General features: G+C 66.3%; 17 protein-coding genes. 6 read left to right on the forward strand and 11 right to left on the reverse strand.

All coding sequences use genetic code 11. The annotated features are described in order from the left end of the window. Nucleotide 1 precedes the first annotated feature (1 nt). Nucleotides 2–1,195: a multidrug effflux MFS transporter gene (locus ISO4_RS08710; protein ID WP_194855934.1), complete on the reverse strand. Its 1,194-nt coding sequence runs from the start codon at nt 1,193–1,195 to the stop codon at nt 2–4. 143 nt (nt 1,196–1,338) lie between these two features. Between ISO4_RS08710 and ISO4_RS08715 the strand changes: the two genes are divergently transcribed. Then, complete coding sequence (locus tag ISO4_RS08715; protein ID WP_142949744.1) at nt 1,339–3,159, forward strand: cation:proton antiporter; 1,821 nt, start codon at nt 1,339–1,341, stop codon at nt 3,157–3,159. Here ISO4_RS08715 and ISO4_RS08720 read toward each other — a convergent pair. Together ISO4_RS08720 and ISO4_RS08725 are read right to left on the reverse strand one after the other, a co-directional pair. Further along, complete coding sequence (locus ISO4_RS08720) at nt 3,156–3,578, reverse strand: MerR family DNA-binding protein (protein WP_142949745.1); 423 nt, start codon at nt 3,576–3,578, stop codon at nt 3,156–3,158. The two genes, ISO4_RS08715 and ISO4_RS08720, sit on opposite strands and share 4 nt — an antisense overlap. A 39-nt stretch (nt 3,579–3,617) precedes the next feature. Next, nucleotides 3,618–5,132: a glycerol-3-phosphate dehydrogenase/oxidase gene (locus ISO4_RS08725; protein WP_194855935.1), complete on the reverse strand. Its 1,515-nt coding sequence runs from the start codon at nt 5,130–5,132 to the stop codon at nt 3,618–3,620. An 84-nt stretch (nt 5,133–5,216) separates the two neighbouring features. Between ISO4_RS08725 and ISO4_RS08730 the strand changes: the two genes are divergently transcribed. Together ISO4_RS08730 and ISO4_RS08735 are read left to right on the forward strand one after the other, a co-directional pair. Beyond that, entirely contained in the window at nt 5,217–5,834 is a 618-nt protein-coding gene (locus ISO4_RS08730; RefSeq protein WP_194855936.1) for a GNAT family N-acetyltransferase, read from the forward strand. A gap of 122 nt (nt 5,835–5,956) precedes the next feature. Beyond that, complete coding sequence (locus tag ISO4_RS08735; RefSeq protein ID WP_142949748.1) at nt 5,957–6,622, forward strand: OmpA family protein; 666 nt, start codon at nt 5,957–5,959, stop codon at nt 6,620–6,622. 22 nt (nt 6,623–6,644) lie between these two features. On the opposite strand, the gene ISO4_RS08740 is transcribed toward ISO4_RS08735, so the two are convergent. From ISO4_RS08740 to ISO4_RS08750, 3 genes are read right to left on the reverse strand one after another with little or no spacing between them, the layout of a single operon-like run. Then, nucleotides 6,645–7,874 (reverse strand): MFS transporter, encoded by a 1,230-nt coding sequence (locus tag ISO4_RS08740; RefSeq protein WP_228548015.1) that lies wholly within the window; start codon nt 7,872–7,874, stop codon nt 6,645–6,647. 56 nt (nt 7,875–7,930) lie between these two features. Further along, entirely contained in the window at nt 7,931–8,383 is a 453-nt protein-coding gene (locus ISO4_RS08745; RefSeq protein WP_142949749.1) for a PaaI family thioesterase, read from the reverse strand. Then, a complete protein-coding gene (locus ISO4_RS08750; RefSeq protein ID WP_255442606.1) occupies nt 8,383–8,853 on the reverse strand; it encodes a PaaI family thioesterase in 471 nt (156 codons plus the stop codon). Before ISO4_RS08750 ends, ISO4_RS08745 begins: the two co-directional genes overlap by 1 nt. An 83-nt stretch (nt 8,854–8,936) precedes the next feature. Between ISO4_RS08750 and ISO4_RS08755 the strand changes: the two genes are divergently transcribed. Further along, on the forward strand, nt 8,937–10,061 hold the full coding sequence (locus tag ISO4_RS08755; protein WP_194855937.1) for an alpha/beta fold hydrolase: 1,125 nt from the start codon (nt 8,937–8,939) through the stop codon (nt 10,059–10,061). Between the two features lie 3 nt (nt 10,062–10,064). Here the strand turns inward: ISO4_RS08755 and ISO4_RS08760 are convergent, their stop codons facing one another. Both ISO4_RS08760 and ISO4_RS08765 read right to left on the reverse strand, forming a co-directional pair. Further along, the gene (locus ISO4_RS08760) at nt 10,065–10,874 is read right to left on the reverse strand and encodes a hypothetical protein (protein WP_194855938.1); all 810 of its coding nucleotides are present in this window, start codon (nt 10,872–10,874) and stop codon (nt 10,065–10,067) included. 101 nt (nt 10,875–10,975) lie between these two features. Beyond that, the gene (locus ISO4_RS08765; protein WP_194855939.1) at nt 10,976–11,764 is read right to left on the reverse strand and encodes a ParA family protein; all 789 of its coding nucleotides are present in this window, start codon (nt 11,762–11,764) and stop codon (nt 10,976–10,978) included. A 289-nt stretch (nt 11,765–12,053) separates the two neighbouring features. On the opposite strand from ISO4_RS08765, the gene ISO4_RS08770 reads away from it, so the two are divergent. Continuing rightward, nucleotides 12,054–13,400 (forward strand): cytochrome P450, encoded by a 1,347-nt coding sequence (locus ISO4_RS08770; protein WP_194855940.1) that lies wholly within the window; start codon nt 12,054–12,056, stop codon nt 13,398–13,400. Between the two features lie 48 nt (nt 13,401–13,448). On the opposite strand, the gene gorA is transcribed toward ISO4_RS08770, so the two are convergent. Further along, a complete protein-coding gene (gene gorA / locus ISO4_RS08775) occupies nt 13,449–14,819 on the reverse strand; it encodes a glutathione-disulfide reductase (RefSeq protein WP_194855941.1) in 1,371 nt (456 codons plus the stop codon). A 123-nt stretch (nt 14,820–14,942) separates the two neighbouring features. Next, entirely contained in the window at nt 14,943–16,508 is a 1,566-nt protein-coding gene (locus tag ISO4_RS08780; RefSeq protein ID WP_142949755.1) for an FMN-binding glutamate synthase family protein, read from the reverse strand. A 200-nt stretch (nt 16,509–16,708) separates the two neighbouring features. Here ISO4_RS08780 and ISO4_RS08785 point away from each other — a divergent pair, with 200 nt between their 5' ends. Next, complete coding sequence (locus ISO4_RS08785; RefSeq protein WP_142949756.1) at nt 16,709–17,329, forward strand: lytic transglycosylase domain-containing protein; 621 nt, start codon at nt 16,709–16,711, stop codon at nt 17,327–17,329. On the opposite strand, the gene ISO4_RS08790 is transcribed toward ISO4_RS08785, so the two are convergent. Next, nucleotides 17,326–17,628: a Rieske (2Fe-2S) protein gene (locus ISO4_RS08790; protein ID WP_194855942.1), complete on the reverse strand. Its 303-nt coding sequence runs from the start codon at nt 17,626–17,628 to the stop codon at nt 17,326–17,328. The genes ISO4_RS08785 and ISO4_RS08790 overlap by 4 nt on opposite strands. Nucleotides 17,629–17,730 lie beyond the last annotated feature (102 nt).

Genomic DNA, 17,730 nt, shown 5'->3' on the forward strand with positions numbered 1-17,730 from the left:
GCTACTGCCTGAGGCCCGGCTTTTCCCGCGCCAGCAGGAAGAAGCAGAGCATGCCGCCCACGGCGCTGGCCGCCATCAGGGCGGTCATCGGCAGCGGCGTACCGTTGTGGATCAGGCCCAGCCCGGAACCGATCAGCCCCGCCATCAGAAACTGCAGGCAACCGTTGAGGCCGGTGGCGGCGCCGCTGTCGCGCTCGAAGAAGGCCAGGAAGCTGGCCAGCGCGTTGGGGATCGCCAGCGCCGCCATGCCGGCCACCACCATGATCAACGGCACCGTGCTCCAGAGCGTCAGGTAACCGCTCAGGGTGAGCAGCAGCAGCGTCAGCGCGGCCAGGCTTTGCAGTACCACCGCCACGGCCATGATCGCGGCGCTGTCGAAGCGGCGCAGCAGCAACACGTTAAGGCGGTTGAGCCCCAGCATGGCGACCACGTTGGCGCCGAAATAGAGCGGGAAGCGGGCCTCGTCGATGCCGAAGTATTCGATATAGAGAAAGGCGGCGTCGGTGATGAAGGTGAACATGGCGGAAAAGATCAGGCCGTTGGCGAGGATGAAGCCCATCGCCCGGCGCTGGCGCAGCACCCGGCCGTAGGCCGCGAACATGCGGTGGCGCAGCGGTTCCTCCGCCACCTGCGGGGCCACCGACGGCATCGCGAAGCGCAGCATAAGCGCCACCAGTACGGCGTAGCCGGCCAGCATCACGAAGATGCTCTGCCAGCCGGCCAGGTGCAGCAGGAAGGCCCCCACCGCCGGCGCCACCAGCGGCGCCAACAGAAGCACCAGGCCCACACTGGTGAGCACCCGGGCCGCTTCGCGGCCGTTGAAATGGTCGCGCACCGAGGCGGCGGCGATCACCACGGTGGCGCCGCCGCCCAGGGCCTGAAGCACGCGCAGACCGTACAGCCAGCCCACCTGCGAGCACACCGTGATCGCCAGGCTGGCGACGATGAAAACGGACAGGCCCACATAGGCCACCGGTTTGCGGCCGAAATGATCCGACAGCGGCCCACCCAGCCACTGGCCCAGCGCCACACCCAGCACATAGACGCTCACCGACAGTTCAATGCGGTGCACCGCCACGCCGAAGTCGTCGGCCATGGTCGGCAGCGCCGGCAGGTAGGTGTCGATGGCGAGCGGCCCGAGGGCCACCAGAGTGCCGAGCATGATCGCCAGGCGTACGGGGGAAACGGTAGGCATCGGGAATCCCTGGGCGGTACAACGGAGGTCGGCAAGCCTATCATTATCACCGTCGTTTTTGCCGTTAGCGGGATGAAAAAAATCGGGCTTGCGACGCTCCGGGTTCGCTGGGACTATAGCCGCACTCTCAGACAAGGAAGCCCATGGAACTCTCCGTACCTTTGCAGTTGGCCCTGATCACCGTGGTGGCGTTTGTCTGCCAGTGGGCCTCCTGGCGCATCAAGCTGCCCGCCATTTTACCGTTGCTGCTGTCCGGCCTGTTGTTGGGCTCGGTGGCCGGTCTGATCCAACCCAAGCAGTTATTCGGAGATCTGCTGCTGCCCGGGGTGTCCCTGGCGGTGTCGATCATTCTGTTCGAGGGCGCCCTCACCCTTCGCTTCAGCGAGATCCGCGGCCTGGAAAAAACCGTGCGCCGGCTGGTCACCTGGGGGGCGCTGATCACCTGGGGCGTGGTGACGCTGTCCGCCTGGGGCCTGCTGAATCTGCCCTTGGAGCTGGCGCTGCTGTTCGGCGCCCTGGTGGTGGTCACCGGCCCCACGGTGATCGTGCCGTTGCTGCGCAGCGTGCGCCCCAAGGCGAGCGTGGCGCGGCTGCTGCGCTGGGAAGGCATCGTGATTGACCCGCTGGGCGCGATCCTGGCGGTACTCGCCTACGAGCTGGTGGTGGCCACCGGCCAGCAGGGTGCCCTGCTGCACGGGCTGTGGCTGTTCTTCCAGGCGATCGCCGTGGGCGCCGCCATGGGCGGCGCCGTGGCGCTGGCGCTGAGCGCCTTGCTGAGCCGCCACCTGGTGCCGGAGTATCTGCGCAGTTTCCTGGTGCTGTCCTCGGTGATCGGCTCCTTCGTGCTGTCCAACAGCATCAGCGAGGAATCCGGCCTGGTGACGGTGACCGTGGCCGGCATCGTGATGGCCAACCGCAAGGGCGTGCGCACCGACGACATTCTCCACTTCAAGGAGAACCTGTCGGTGATGCTGATTTCGGTGCTGTTCATCGTGCTGGCCGCGCGCCTGGAAATGGAGCAGCTGCTGAGCCTGGGCGCCACCGCCCTGCTGGTGCTGGCGATCATCCAGCTGGTGGCGCGGCCGTTGTCGGTGTGGGTGGCGACCCTGGGCAGCAGCCTGAACTGGCGCGAGAAGGCGCTGCTGGCGTGGATCGCGCCGCGCGGCATCGTCGCCGCGGCGGTGTCCGCCCTGTTCGCCCAGCGTCTGGAAGAAAACGGCGTGGCCGGCGCCGAGCTGCTGGTGCCGCTCACCTTCATGGTGATCATCGGCACGGTGGCGCTGCAGAGCGTCACCGCCCGGCCGCTGGCGCGGCTGCTCAAGGTGGCCGAGCCGGGCCCCAGGGGCTTCCTGATCATCGGCGCCAATCCGGTGGCCCGCGCCATCGGCCAGACCCTGAGCCAGAACAATTTCCCGGTGATCCTCACCGATTCCAGTTGGGAGAGCATCCGCACCGCGCGCATGGAAGGGCTGCCCACCTTCTACGGCAACCCGGTGTCCAGCCACGCGGATCAGTACCTGGACCTGGTGGGCTACGGCAAATTGCTGGGCCTGAGCCCGCGCCGGGAACTGAACACCATGGCGACCATGCGCTACCGTCTGGAATTCGGCGAACCGAATGTCTACAGCCTGCCCTGGCAGAGTGAGAAGGAAGAGAAGCACGACGTGGCCGCGCACCACCGGGGCGCCACCCTGTTCGGGCCGGACATGACCTATGCCCGCCTCGCCAGCCTGCTCAGTCAGGGCGCGGACATCCGCAAGACGCGGATCACCGAGGAGTTCGACTTCAAGGCCTATCTGGCGGTGGAGAACCGGCAGGTCTGGCCGCTGTTCGCGGTGGACAGCAAGGACCGGATCCACGTGTTCACGTCCGAGTCCCAGCCGGAGCCCCGGGCCGGCTGGTCGGTGATCGGTTTGATCAAGGAAGAGCAAAGCGCCGAAGAGAACGGCGACCAGGCGTCCTAGCGGGGCGCCGCCGATTCGGCGTTGAAGGAATCGATCAGGCCGCACACCCTGCCGTCGCCCAGATGGCAGTCCGGGGCCCGCGACCAGTCGTCCATGGCGGCGCGCATGCGCGCGCTCAACTCGCTCAGTTCACGGATGCGCGCTTCCACTTCGGCGAGGCGCGCCTCTATCAACGACCGCACCCTCGGGCACGGCGTTTCCCCGCCCTCCGACTCTTCGATCAATTCACGCACGTCGCCGAGCGTGAAGCCCAGGCTGCGTGCTTTCAGCGCGAAGCGCAGCCGCGACAGGTCGACGCCGTTGTACTGGCGGTAGCCGTTGTGTGGGTCGCGACGCGGGGTCAGCAGGCCCAGATCGGTGTAGTGGCGAACGGTTTCGGCGGTGGTGTCGGCCCGCCGGGCCAGATCGGTAACGCGCATGGCGATCGACTCCGGTAATGCAAAGGTAGCGTTCGGGGCTCAGGCGGCGGCCCGGTCCCGGTCCGCCGGCGGCACGCCGTAAAAGCGCTCACGGATCTCTTCATAGCGGGCCCATTCCTGTTCCCAGCGGGCCGCGTCCCAGCCCAGCAGTTCGCCGGTGAGCGCGCGCAGCCGCTCCGCCAGGCCGGCGCCGCCGTCGCGGCGCAGCAGACCCAGCCGGGTGCGGCGCAGCAGCAGGTCGTCCAGATGCACCACCGCCTCGTGGCTGAGCACCCAGCGCAACAGCGCCTCGTCGTCCTGGACGCCATGAAGGAACTGGTCCACCTGTTCCGGCGCGTCCGGCAGCGGCCGGAACAAGGGGGCGTTGCTGCGCCGGGCACGGCGCGCCTCCCGCGGGCCCAGCAGGCCGGCGGCGCAGAGCGCGTCCAGGGCGATCAGCCGGAAGGTGGTGAGCTTGCCGCCGCTCACGGTGACCACGCCGTTCTCTTCCCACACCGCGTGGTCGCGGCGCTCCTTGGAGGGATCCTTGCCGTCGCCGGAGGCGATCACCGGGCGCACCCCGGCCATGGTGGAGAGGATGTCCTCGCGGCCCAGGTTCACCTTCGGGAACTGTCCGTTGATCAGTTCCAGCAGGTAGTCCACCTCCGCGCCGCTGGCGCGGGCCTCCTGGTCCAGGCTGTCGCCGTGATCCAGGTCGGTGGTGCCGATGCAGGTGACCCCTTCCCATGGGAACACGAACACCGGCCGGTCGTCGCGGGGGTTGATCAGCGTCAGGCAGTCGGCCACCGGCAGCCGCGCCGGATCGACGAACAGATGGCTGCCGCGCAGCGGGCGGATGCGTTGCCCGGCGCCGCCCAGGCGGTTGGCCCAGGCGCCGGTGGCGTTGATCACCGCGCCGGCGTTCAGGGTCAGGCTGTCGCCGCTTTCCAGATCGGTGACGTCCACCCGGGCGCGGCCGTTCTCGGTGCGGCCGTTCTCGGTGCGGATAGCGGTGGCGCGGGCGTAATTGAGCGAACGGCCGCCATGCCGCGCCGCTTCCAGCAGGCAGCGCACCACCAGCCGGCAATCGTCGGTGAGGGCGTCGGTGTAGCTCATGGCCCCGTTCAGGCCCGCCGTATCCAGCCCCGGCACCCGCATCAGCACCTGGGCGCGGGGCACGAAACGGTGGTCGCGAATGCCGGCCAGAAAGTCGTACAGCGACAGCACCGCGGTCATCGGCCAGCGCCCCGGGAACCGGCCGTCGCGCAGTGGGAACAGGTACTGGGCCCGCTCCACCAGGCCGGGCAGATCGCGCAGCAGCCGCTCCCGCTCGCGCAGGGCGTCGCGGGTCAGGCGCACTTCGCCCTGGGCGATATAGCGCAGCCCGCCGTGGACCATCTTCGACGAGCGGCTGGAGGTGCCCCAGGCGAAATCCTGCTGTTCCAGCAGCAGCGCCTTGCGCCCCTGGCGGGCCGCTTCCAGCAACACGCCGGCGCCGGTGATGCCGCCGCCGATCACGATCAGGTCCCATTGTTCCCCGGCCAGTTCGGCCAGTGACGCACGCTTCGCCAGCATGGTGTCTCCTTGGATTGTGTGAACGCTTTGCCTCCGGGTGGCACGACCGTTCCTTTTTCGCGGTCAGTCTGCTACAAACGCCGGATGCCTTCATCCTACTCATTATCCCCGGTTCTTTTGCAGCCGCATTGCACCCGCGCCGAATTCGACGCCGTGGTGGAGCTGCTGGCCCGCGCCTTCGTCGACGATCCGTTCTGGCGCTGGCTGTGCCGGCCGGAGGATTTCCAGGTCCGCTTGCGGCGCGGCATGGCCGCGCAGCTGCGCCACCTGGCCCTGCCCGGACGGGTCGATCATATACCCGGTGTGGGGGCGGCGCTGTGGTCGCCGCCGGGCCAGTGGCGTCTGGGGCTGTGGCAGCAGCTTCGCTTCCTGCCCGACTTCGCGGCGATTACCGGGCTCACCCGCCTGCCCGGCCGCCTGGGCGGCATCCAGCATATTCAGCAACTGCATCCGAAGCGACCCCACTGGTACCTGCAGGTGCTGGGGGTGGCGCCGGACCAGCAGGGGCGCGGCCACGCCCGCCGCCTGCTGGCGCCGGTGCTCGCCCTGTGCGACCGGGACCGCCACGGTGCCTTCCTGGAGACCTGCGAGCCGGACAACCTGCCGCTCTACCGCCGCTTCGGTTTCGAGGTGATCCGCGAGGACCGGGTCACCGCCGACGGTCCTCCGATCTGGCTGATGTGGCGCCCGCCGCCGCTTTAAGAGACCGCGATCGCATCCCGGTGCTACCCTACTTTACCGATTTTTACCGCACCGCTATGGTTTCGGTGCCCTGATCGCTTATTGTTGAGCCACTCAGGAACAATGGATAACAAGGAGTAATGATGAAACGCACTGCCGGATGCCTCTTACTGGCCGGGGCTTTGTCCCTGTCCGCTTGCAGCACCATCAATCCCTACACTGGGGAAAAACAGACTTCCAAGGCCGCCGGCGGCGCCGCCATCGGCGCGGTGAGCGGCGCGCTGATCGGTATCGCCACCTCGGACAGCGCCAAGGAGCGCAAAGAGCGGGCCCTGGCCGGGGCCGGTATCGGCGCCATCGCCGGCGGCGGCGTGGGCTACTACATGGACGTCCAGGAAGCCAAGCTGCGTCAGAAACTGGAAGGCTCGGGCGTTTCCGTCACCCGTGACGGCGAGAACATTATTCTCAACATGCCGGGTAACGTGACCTTCGACACCGACAGCACCCAGGTGAAATCCTCGTTCCGTTCCGTGCTGGACTCCGTGTCCGAAGTCCTCAAGGAATACGATTCCACCATGCTGCAGATCGCCGGCCACACCGACAGCACCGGCGGCGACCGCTACAACCTGCTGCTCTCCCAGCAGCGCGCCCAGGCGGTGGCCGATGTGCTCAGCGGCTACGGCGTGCAGGCCGTGCGCATGGACGTGGTCGGTTTCGGCGAAACCCAGCCGATCGCGGATAACGGCTCGGCGTCAGGCCGCCAGCAGAACCGCCGCGTGGAACTGACCCTGATTCCCTACGAGGAATAATCCAGGGCTCCGCGCCACCGCCTCAGGCGGTGCCGGCCCGGCGTAGCCGCCAGACCAGCACCGCCAGGGGCACCATCAGCATCACCACCAGCATGTACGGAAAACGGTGGTCGAGCGTGTAAAGCCCGGTGCCCACCAGCGGCCCGAGCACGAACCCCAGCGACGGACACGCACTGGCCAGCCCGGCCACCCTGCCCTGCTCCGAACTGTCCACCCTCAGGCTCGCCAGCGACATGATCGCCGGCATGCCGAAACCGATCCCCATACCCACCAGCATCACCGCCAGGGTCATCCCCAGACGGCTGTCGAACAGCCACAGCACGCCGGCGCCCAGGCCGATGGCCGGAACCGCCAGGGCCAGCAACACCAATGCCGGCGCGCGCAGCCATTGCACCACCAGAATCTGGCCGGTCAGCGAGGTGATCGCCGCCGCCATCATGGCGGTGCCCAGGGCGCCGGCCGCTTCGCTGGGCGACATGTTCAGCGCGTCCTGAAACAGAAAGCCCAGGGTTTGCTGAACCAGCGCGAAGCTCATGAACAGCACCACCCCGGTGATCAACAGATCGCGGAAACGGCGGTCGGTATAGGCGCGCAGGCCGGTGGCCAGCACCGTGCGCCGGCGCTGCACCGGCGGCTCGCCGCGGTACGGCGACGGCGGCAGGAAGAACAGAATAAACACCGCCATCAAGGCCACCAGACCGGCCACCAGATAGAGCGGCAGCACCAGCGCCACCGCCGCCAGCATGCCGCCGATGCCCGGGCCCAGCACGGTGCCCAGGTTGTTGGCGGCGCCGATGCGGCCCATGCCGCGGGTGCGCGCCTCCGGCGCGGTGATGTCGGCGGTGTAGGCTGCCGCCGACGGCGGCGTGGCGGCCATGATCACCGCCTGGCTCATGCGCGCGGCGACCAGCAGCGCCACCAGAACGCCGCCGCTCACCCAGCCGGCCAGCCCGGCCTGGAACACCAGCGCGAACAGCAGTGTGCCGGTGGCGTAGCCGCTCAGGCCGATGATCAGGATCGGCCGGCGGCCGTAGAGTTCACTGAGGTAGCCCCACACCGGGCTGGCCAGGGCGAAGGCCAGCGACGAGCAGCTGATGATCAGCCCCACCTGGATCTCGGCCAGGCCGGTGGCCCGGCCCAGGGACGGCAGCAGCGTGAACACCAGGGTCTGGCCCAGGGCGGTGACGCCCACCGCGGCAAGCAGCAGGCTTTGGGTAAAGGTCGAGGATCTGGCAACCGGCGATAATGACAAAGAGGGCCTCCTATCGGGCCCGCTAATATATCACCTTCGTTGCCCTATCGCCGCCGCTAGTTGTTTTCTTCGGAAAGCAGGAAGTGGGCCCGGGCGATGGTGATCGGCTCTTCCCGGCGTTTCTGCCAGGCGCTGATGTGCACATTGGCGATGCGACGGCCCAGGCGGGTGATGCGGCATTCGGCGAAGGTGTCGCGGAACAGGCCGGCGCGCAGGTAGTCGATGGTGAAATCGATGGTCTTGGGCACCTTGGGCTCGCCCATTTCCAGCAGGATGAAGATGATCGCGGCCTGCTCCATGAAGCCGGCCACGGCGCCGCCGTGCAACGCCGGCAAGGTGGGGTTGCCGATATTGTTTTCGTTGCGCGGCAGAATGAAGGTCAGTTCCTCGCCCTGCACCAGCAACTCGATACCCAGGAAGCGGGCATAGGGCACCCGGTCCACCAGGTCCTGGTAGTTGGCTTCGCCGTTGCGGCAGGCTTCGATCAAGGCTTTCAGTGAATCGGTCATCAGGACACCACCCGCCCGTTTTTATCCAGTTTCATGCGTGTGTAGGTGGCCAGGCCGGTGGCCACCGGCTCCCCCTCTTCCTCGCCCTCTTCCCAGGTGGTCAGCCGCACGAAGGTGACGTTGGGCGTGAGCCGGTAGCAGCTGGCGTAGCAGATCACCGCCTTGCCCGGTGTCGGGGCGTGCAGGTGGTCGACGCGGAAATCGATGGTCGGCGTGATTTCGAAGTTGGGGTACAGGCGGCAGCTGTTCGCCATGCCGCCGGCCTGGTCCATCATCGCGAAGATGGCGCCGCCGTGCAGCACACCGGTGTCCGGGTTGCCGACCAGGTCCTCGCGCCAGGGCAGGCGCACACGGACGCCGTCTTCTTCGGCGCTGAGCACTTCCATACCCAGGTTGCGGGAATGGCGCACGGTCTCCAGGGACCGGTTACAGACGTCCATGCGGGTGTAAGGGGGCTTTGAATTTGTCACGGGGGCCAATGCTCTGTTACTGCGGGCCCGGCAAGATTACCGCCTACCCTTACTCGGGATCAATTGCTATCAGCGGAGCCTCCATGGCACCACGTCCTTCCGTGAAATCATCACTGCGCGCATTGAGCCATATGGTGGAGCGCCGCCGTCATCCGCGGCGCTTCATTCAGACCGACAAAACACCCTGGGACGAAATTTACCGCAACGGCATCATGGCGCTGCGTCATTACAGTTTGCCGCCGATGGCGCGGATTCCGGTCGGCGACGAGGAGATACCGGTACGGCGGGAGAAGCATCGTATTCCGCTGATTCTGGTGCCGGCGCTGGGCATCCACTGCTGGACCTACGACCTGATGCCCAACCGGTCCATGGTCCGTTATCTGATGGCGCGCGGCCACGACGTCTATCTGATCGACTGGGGCCAGCCGTCCCAGGCCGACCGCGACCTGGACCTGGACACCTACGTGAACCAGTGGTTGCCGCAGGTGGTGGAGCGGGTGCGCGAGCACACCGGGTCGGACCAGGTGAATCTGCTCGGCTACTGCATGGGCGGGCTGCTGTGCATGCTCTATCTGGGCAGCCACCCGGGGGCGCCGGTGCGCAGTCTGTCGACCATCGCCAGCCCGGTGAATTTTCATAAAAGCGGGCCGTTCGGCAAGATTTTCAGCCTCGCGGCGATCCCCGCCATGCAGGCCCACGACTGGTTCCAGGTGCGCCTGGAGCCGCTCGACAGCAAGCTGTTCCACATTCCCGCCCGGCTGCTGTCGCTGGGCTTCAAGATGACCAACCCGCCGGGGCTGGTGCAGTCCTATGTGGATTTGCTGCGCAATATGGGCGACCGGGACTACCTCACCGAGTACATGACCATGGGCCAGTGGTTCAACGACATGGTCGATTACCCGGGGGCGGTGGTGCGCGAAGTGATCGAGAAGATGGTGCTCGCCAACAGCCTGGCCGACGGCCGTCTCAGCATCGGCGGGCGGCCGGTGGATTTCGGCGCCATCACCCAGGATCTGCTGGCGTTCGGCGGACGCACCGACCGCATCGTCAGCCTGCGCGCCGCGCGGGAGATTCTCAAAGTGGTGGGCAGCCGCGAGAAGCGGTTCGAGGAAGCCCCCGGCGGCCACGCCGGGGTGTTCGCCGGCAGCAAGGCGCCCGGCCAGTGCTGGCGGGTGATCGCCGACTGGCTGGAGGCGCGCGCCGACTGAGCCCTACTCGGGCGGACCGATGGTGGGCTTGGCGACCTCGGAGGTGGCCAGCTCCACCGCCTGCTGCAGGCTGCTGGTCATCTGCGAGGTATAGCGGTAGACCAGGAACGGCACCGCGTCGTCACCGAACTTGAGCATGGAAGAGCGGATGAACCCCCACTTGAGAGCGGCCTGCTCCAGGGTGCGGTTGAGGTTGCCGTCGCCACGGTGGGCGGCCTGCACTCGCTTGAGCCGGTCGGAAAACGCCGGCACCGCCTGCTCGAAGGCGCCGCGATCCTGTTGCCCCTCACCGTCGTCGTAGTTGTTGTCGGCGATGATCGCCACGTAGGACGAGGTCAACTGCTGCAGCTCGCTGATCAACCCGTGGACGTCGTCGTAGTCACCGTCGGCGGCGCCTTCGAAGTCGTCGATGCCGGCGGCCATCTCCGCCGGCAGGTCGTCCAGCCGCCGCGGATCGCCGGACGCCGCTTCGCCCTCGGCGTCACCCGGAGCCGGCAGCGCCTGGTCGGCGGCCATGCGCTGCCACCGGTCGGTGAGATCCGCGACCAGGGCCCGCTCCGCGTCGGACTCGCTGGCGGCGCGCAGTTCATCCAGCGCTTCGGCGGCCTGCTGAGCGGCTTCGTTGAGCGCTACCCGGTAGGTGTCGTTGCCGTCCATCACGGCATACATGTGATAATCCGTGCGCACTTGCCAAAGATGGTGCTCCAGATCCTCCAACTGGGCGCGGCTCAGAGCCGCGCTCGCGGCCATCGGGGCCACCAGCCCGGTTATCGACAACACCACCGCCAAGGCGCCCCTGGAAAGGGTTCGCATAGCATCTCCTATTGCATTTCTTTTGTTGCCCAGCCCGAGGACAAACGCGGCAAAGATAGTACATAGCGCCGCCTTTTACCAATGCGCAATATTGCGCCGGGTCAGCGGCCGGGCCTGCTGAGTTCCGTATAGAGCGCCTGGTATTCCTGCGTGAGCTTGTGCTTGGGGCTCCAGTTGATCAGCGGCGTGGCGCACTCGTGGGATTCGCGCATGGCGACGCTGGCGGACAGCTTGCTGTCGAGGATCGGCAGGCCCTCCTCCACCAGCGACGCCACCAGCTCCTTGGGCAGGCGGGCGCGCGGCTGATACTGATTCACCACGATGCCCTGCACGCGCAGGTCCTCGTTATGGTCCTCGCGGGTCTCCTGAATGTTCTCCAGCAGGGAATAGAGCGCCTTGCGGGAAAACGCATCGCAATCGAAGGGAATCAATACCCGGTCGGCGGCGATCAGCGCGGACAGGGTGTAGAAATTGAACGCCGGCGGCGTGTCCACGTAGATGGCGTCGAACTCCCGCGCCAGGCTTTTCAGCAGGCCGCGCAGCTTGTAGATCTTGTGCTTGGATTCGAGCAGGTGCTCCACCTCGCCCAGTTCACCGTCGGAGGGCAACACGTACAGGTTTTCGAACCTGGTGAGATGCACGTAATCGCGGGGCGCTTTTTCCTTGAGCTTGAACGACAGCGTCTGCGCGAAGAAGGTGCCGATGTTGGGCGTCGGCCCCTGCTCCTGCTGATACGCGCCCATGCCCAGCAGGTACTGGCTGGCGTTGCATTGTGGATCCAGGTCCACCACCAGCGTCTTGTTGCCCCGGGCGGCGCTGATCGCCGCCAGATTCACGGTGATACTGGATTTACCCACACCGCCTTTCTGATTAAACACCACGGTTCGCATGCACGGTTCTCCTTACCTGAATGGCGCAATGATACACAGGGGCCGGAACGGCTCCCAGGCCGCAGCGACGTGGGCGGCTGTCATCCTTCGTCCACAAAAACTGTGGATAACCCCGTTAACAAGCCGTTGAAGAGTGGCGGCGGCGCCGACACCATGCCGCCTCTGGCGGATTGATCGTTCCCTGGCCAGTGCGGGGTAAATGCGCGGCAGAAAGACATTTACCCCCCTTGTCCCGCTTCCCGTTTTGCGCTCAGTATAGATATACACCATGTTTACCACGGAGTGATCCATGAGCGCCGTTACCCCCTTTGCGCCTGTTCCCACCGGCAGCCCCCTCAAGTCGGTCCCCGGAGATCCGGGCTGGCCGCTGGTCGGGCACACTCTGACCAGTATGCGTGATCCAGTGGGCCTGATGCGACAGCGTTACGACCAGTACGGTCCGGTGTCCTGGACCCGGCTGTTCGGCCTGCGGGTGGTGCAGATGCTGGGCCCGGACGCCAACCAGTTCGTGCTGATGAACAAGGGCGACCTGTTCTCCAACCACGGCGGCTGGGACTTTTTCATCGGCCCGTTTTTCCATCGCGGCATCATGCTGCTGGATTTCGAGGAGCACCGCTGGCACCGGCGCATCATGCAGCAGGCGTTCACCAAAAACGCCCTGCGCGGCTATCTGGAGCGCATGGGGCCGCGCATCACCGCCGGCCTGGACACCTGGCCGGAGGGCGGCATCAAGGTGCTGCCCCGGGTCAAGCGGCTGACCCTGGACCTGGCCACCGATGTGTTCATGGGCCAGGAACTGGGCCCGCGTTCCGAACAGGTCAACCGGGCGTTCGTGGACACGGTGCGCGCCGGCACCGCGCTGCTGCGCTTCCCGGTGCCGGGGCTGCGCTGGTCCAAGGGGCTGCGCGGCCGGCGGGTGCTGGAGCAACTGTTCCGCGATGAGATCCCGACGAAACGGGCCCAGGAAGACAACGACCTGTTCAGCGCGCTTTGCCACGCCACCACCGAGGACGGCGACCGCTTCTCCGACGACGATGTGGTCAACCACATGATCTTCCTGATGATGGCGGCCCACGACACCACCACCATCACGCTGTCCAATCTGTTCTATCACCTGGCCAGCGCGCCGGAATGGCAGGAGCGCCTGCGCGAGGAAAGCCGCGCGCTGGGCAAAACCCAACTGGAATACGAAGACCTGGAGAAGCTGCCGGGCATCGGCCTGGCCATGAAGGAGGCGCTGCGCCTGTGCGCGCCGGTGCCGTCGCTGCCCCGCCGCACCGTGCGTGACGTGGAATACGACGGCTTCCATATACCCAAGGGCAGCTTTATCACCATGGCGCCCTACTTCACCCACTATATGGAAGAGTACTGGCCGGACGCGGAGCGCTTCGATCCGGAGCGGTTCGCCGAACACCGCCGCGAGGACAAGGTGCACCCCTATGCCTGGGTGCCCTTCGGCGGCGGCGCGCACAAATGCATCGGCCTGCATTTCGCCGACATGCAGGTGAAGGCGATCCTCCACCAGGTGCTGTTGAAGTACCGCTGGCGGGTGCCGGCGGACTATGTGATGCCGGTGGACACCACCAGCCTGCCGGTGCCCAAGGACGGCCTGCCGGTGACGCTGGAACGGCTGTGACCGTTTCGGCGGCCGGCGGTCCGGCGGCCGGCGTTCCGCCGGCCGCGGTCAGCCGCTGACGGTCTCGCCGTCGCGCAGCGTCACCAGCTCTTCCGCCGAGGTGGGGTGAATGCCCACGGTGGCGTCGAAGTCCGCCTTGGTGGCGCCCATGCGCACCGCCACGGCGAAGCCCTGGGTGATCTCGGCGGACTCTTCGCCGGCCATGTGCAGGCCCACCACCCGGTCGCTGGCGTCGTCGACGATCAGCTTCATCATGGATTTTTCCTGGATGTCACTGAGCGTGTAGCGCATCGGCCGGAACTGGCTCTTGTAGACCCGGATGGTGCCGTACTCGGCCAGCGCTTCTTCCTGGCTGAGCCCCACGGTGCCGATGTTCGGGTGGCAGAACACGGCGGTGGGCACATCGCGGTAGTCCAGCGGCGCCTTCGGTTTGTGCTCGCCGAACAGATGGGCCGCCAGCCACATGCCTTCGGCCAGGGCCACCGGGGTGAGCTGCAGCCGGTCGGTGACGTCGCCCAGGGCGTGGATGCCCGGCTCGCTGGTCTGGAAGGCGTCGTCCACGATCACCGCGCCGTTGTCGCGGGTCTGCACCGACACACCCTCGGCGAACAGGCCGTCCAGCTTGGGCACCCGGCCGGTGGCGTAGAACACCTCATCCACCACCAGGCTGTCGCCGTTCAACAGACGCAGGGTTTTCTCGCCGCCGGCGTCGCCTTCAATGGCGCTGACGTCGGTGTTCACATGGATATGAATGCCGGCGGCGGCCATGCGCTCGGCGACGAACTCGCGGATTTCACCGTCGAAGCCGCGCAGGATCAGATCGCGGCGGTAAAGCTGATGCACTTCCACGCCCAGGCCGTTGAGGATGGACGCGAATTCGCAGGCGATGTAACCGCCGCCGACCACGGCGACGCGCTCCGGCAATTTATCCAGATAGAACAGATCGTCGGAGATGCGCACCAGATGGTCGCCGGGCAGTTCCGGCACATGGGGCTTGCCGCCGGTGGCGATCAGAATGTGCTTACATTCCAGAACACGGTCGCCGTCCACGGACACCCGGCCGGGGCCCTCAATGCGGCCGTGGCCTTCGAACACGGTGACGCCGGCGTTATCCAGGATGCGGTTGTAGATGCCGTTGAGCCGTTCGATCTCACGGGTCTTGTTGTCGCGCAGGGTGTTCCAGTCGAACCGCCAGCCGTCCAACTGGTACCCGTAGCTGGCGGCCAGCTCGAACTCTTCCGGGAAGCCGGCGCCGTAGGCGAACAGCTTCTTCGGCACGCAGCCCACGTTGACGCAGGTGCCGCCGAAGAACCGTTCCTCGATAATCGCCACCCGGGCGCCGTGGCCGGACGCCATGCGCGCGGCGCGGACACCGCCGGAACCGGCACCGATGACCACCAGATCGAATTCGTCAGACAAAACACTCTCCTTAATCGTAGACCGCTGCGGGATGGCCGCTATTGTGGCGGCCACCCGGTGAAGAACAAGGCCAGGCGGTTAATCACCCTGATAGCGTGCCCTTATGCCGCCGCGCCCACGCCCTCAGGCGCCGACCCGGAAACGGGCGAACGGCGCGTGCAGGCTGGGCCGCCCCTGGCGCAGATAGAGCCCCGGCTCGATCGGCGGCCACAGCTCTTCCAGGGGCATGGAGTCGCCGTTGGCGTTGACCATGCGGGCATGGTGGCGGCGCAGCTGGCGCGGCTCCCCCACCCCACAGGCGTGGGCAATGGTCTCCACTTCCTTGACCAGATTGGCGTGGAAATGCGCCACCCGCGCGCCCTTCTCGCTGGGCACCAGACCGCGCTGCAGGCGCGGGTTGTGGGTGGTGACCCCGGTGGGACAGGTATTGCGGTTGCACTGCATCGCCTGGATACAGCCCAGCGCGAACATATAGCCGCGCGCGGAGACACAGAAATCCGCGCCTATGGCGATGGCCCAGGCGACCATGGACGGCGTGATCAGTTTGCCCGAGGCGATGATGCGAATCCGGTCCTGCAGCGCGAAGCCGTCGCGCAGGTCCACCACCAGCGGTAGCGACTCGGCCAGGTTCAGCCCCACGTCGTCCATCAGCGACATGGGCGCGGCGCCGGTGCCGCCGTCGCCGCTGTCCACGGTGATGAAGTCCGGCGCGCTCTCCAGGCCCCGTTCATGGATTTCCATGAACAGCTCTTCCAGCCACTGCCAGGAACCGATCACCGTCTTGATGCCGGTGGGCTTACCGGTCACCCGGCGCACCCGCTCAATCATGTCCAGCAAATCCCCGGCGCTGCGGATGCCGGGCTGGCCGTTGGGGCTCACCGACGCCTGCCCCACCGGAATGCCACGAATGCGAGCAATGTCCGGGGTGACTTTCTCCGCCGGCAGAATGCCGCCCTTGCCCGGCTTGGCGCCCTGGCTGAGCTTGATCTCGAACATCTTCACCGATTGCAGGCGGGCCACCTCCCGCAGCTTTTCATCGCTCAGGTTGCCCTCCTGATCGCGCACGCCGTAATAGGCGGTGCCGATCTGGAACACCAGATCACAATGCCCTTCCAGGTGCATTTCGGTGAGGCCGCCTTCGCCGGTGTTCAGCCAGCAGCCCGCCTGGCCGGCGCCCCGGGACAGGGCCCGCACCGCCGGCGTGGACAGCGCGCCGAAGCTCATCGCCGAAATATTGTGGAAGCTGCGTGCCACGAACGGCTGGTCGGCGTGGGGGCCGATCATCAACGGCAGGGTTTCGGCGGCGTCCTTTTCCAGGGTCGGATAAGGCGTATTCAGAAAGACGATGCGGCCGGCGGCGTTCTGCTTGGTGGTACCGAACGCCACCGTATTGCTCAGGTCCTTGGCGGCGCGGTAGACCCAGCTGCGCTGGGCGCGGTTGAACGGCAGTTCTTCCCGGTCCATGGCAAAGAAGTACTGACGGAAAAACTCGCCGATATGCTCGAAAAAGTAGCGAAAACGGCCGATCAGAGGGTAATTCCGTCGAATCGCGTGGGCCTTTTGGAAATAGCGGTCCTGCACCCACAGGACCATGGCCGCCACCGTCACCAGAAACACCATCAACAGCAGGCCCAAGGCCAGCCAGGTGGTCAGTAGATTGACCCAGGCATGCAACTGCTCGGAGAGCATAGGACCTCCTCTAATCGCCCGAATCCATGCTATCACTATAACCCGGCCCCGCCATCCGGGTTGGCCGCTGAAAATCACCGTCTGATGCGAAAAGGTGAGAACCCGGACTAATAATCCGCACAGGGCACCTAGCCCGACCGCTAATACTGTGGTATCACTTCAACTGGAATCGGGATGTAAAATCAGTAAGAGACAAAACAATGAAATTACCGGGGGTCTGCGGCCTGGTTTTGGCACTGGGGGTGTCGATGCCGGCCATCGCGGAAAACATCTACACCTACCGTGGCGACGGCGGCGAAATCCTGTTCACGGACAAGCCCCGCGCCAAGGTCGACGCCAGCTATACCCTGCTCTCCGTGCGCAAGGGCTGGAATTACACCCCCACCACCCTGAGCGCCGCCCGGCGTGACCGCTACGACACCGTGATCGCGCGCGCCGCCGACGATTTCGGCGTCGAACCGGCCCTGGTGAAAGCGGTGATCCACGCCGAATCCCTGTTCGACCGCACCGCCGTGTCGCGGGTCGGCGCCCAGGGTCTGATGCAGCTGATGCCGCGCACCGCCCGCTACCTGGAAGTGGCCGACCCGTTCGACGCCAGCGCCAACATCCACGGCGGCACCCGTTTCCTCGCCTACCTGCAGAACAAATTCAGCACCCTGGACCAGGTGCTGGCGGCCTACAACGCCGGCGAAGGCAATGTGCGCCGTTACGGCGGCATCCCGCCGTTTCCGGAAACCCAGGCCTACGTGAAAAAGGTCAAACAGCTGCGGCTGCGCTATCAGCTGCAACTGGCCAAGGAAGACGCGGTCGCCAGCCGCTAAAGGTCGCTGACCCCGATCCAGGGGCCGTCGTAATCAATCCGGTAGCGTTTCAGGCAATAGCCCTGGGCGCCGCGGCACTGACCGCTGCTCAGGGAAAACTCCAGCCCGTGCCCGGGACAGCGCAGCACCTCGCCGCGCACCGAAGCCCTTTCCAGGGGAAACTCCCCGTGCGGGCAGCGGCGCTGCACCAGCCAGGTGGCGCCGTCCTCATGAATCAGCAGTAACTCCTCGCGGCCGATTTGCACCGGCAGCCGCAGCCCGTCGTACAGATCCAGCGTGCGGATAAGGCGATGGAACATTCCGCGCTCTCCTCCCCCTGCGATGCCGCCAACCTTAGCATGCGATTACCGGATCGTCCCGGGCCGGGGTGTCGGACTGTGGGAGATTCTATGGTGCCTAAC

This window comes from Alloalcanivorax venustensis ISO4, assembly GCF_015356855.1.
Taxonomy (GTDB): Bacteria; Pseudomonadota; Gammaproteobacteria; order Pseudomonadales; family Alcanivoracaceae; genus Alloalcanivorax; species Alloalcanivorax venustensis.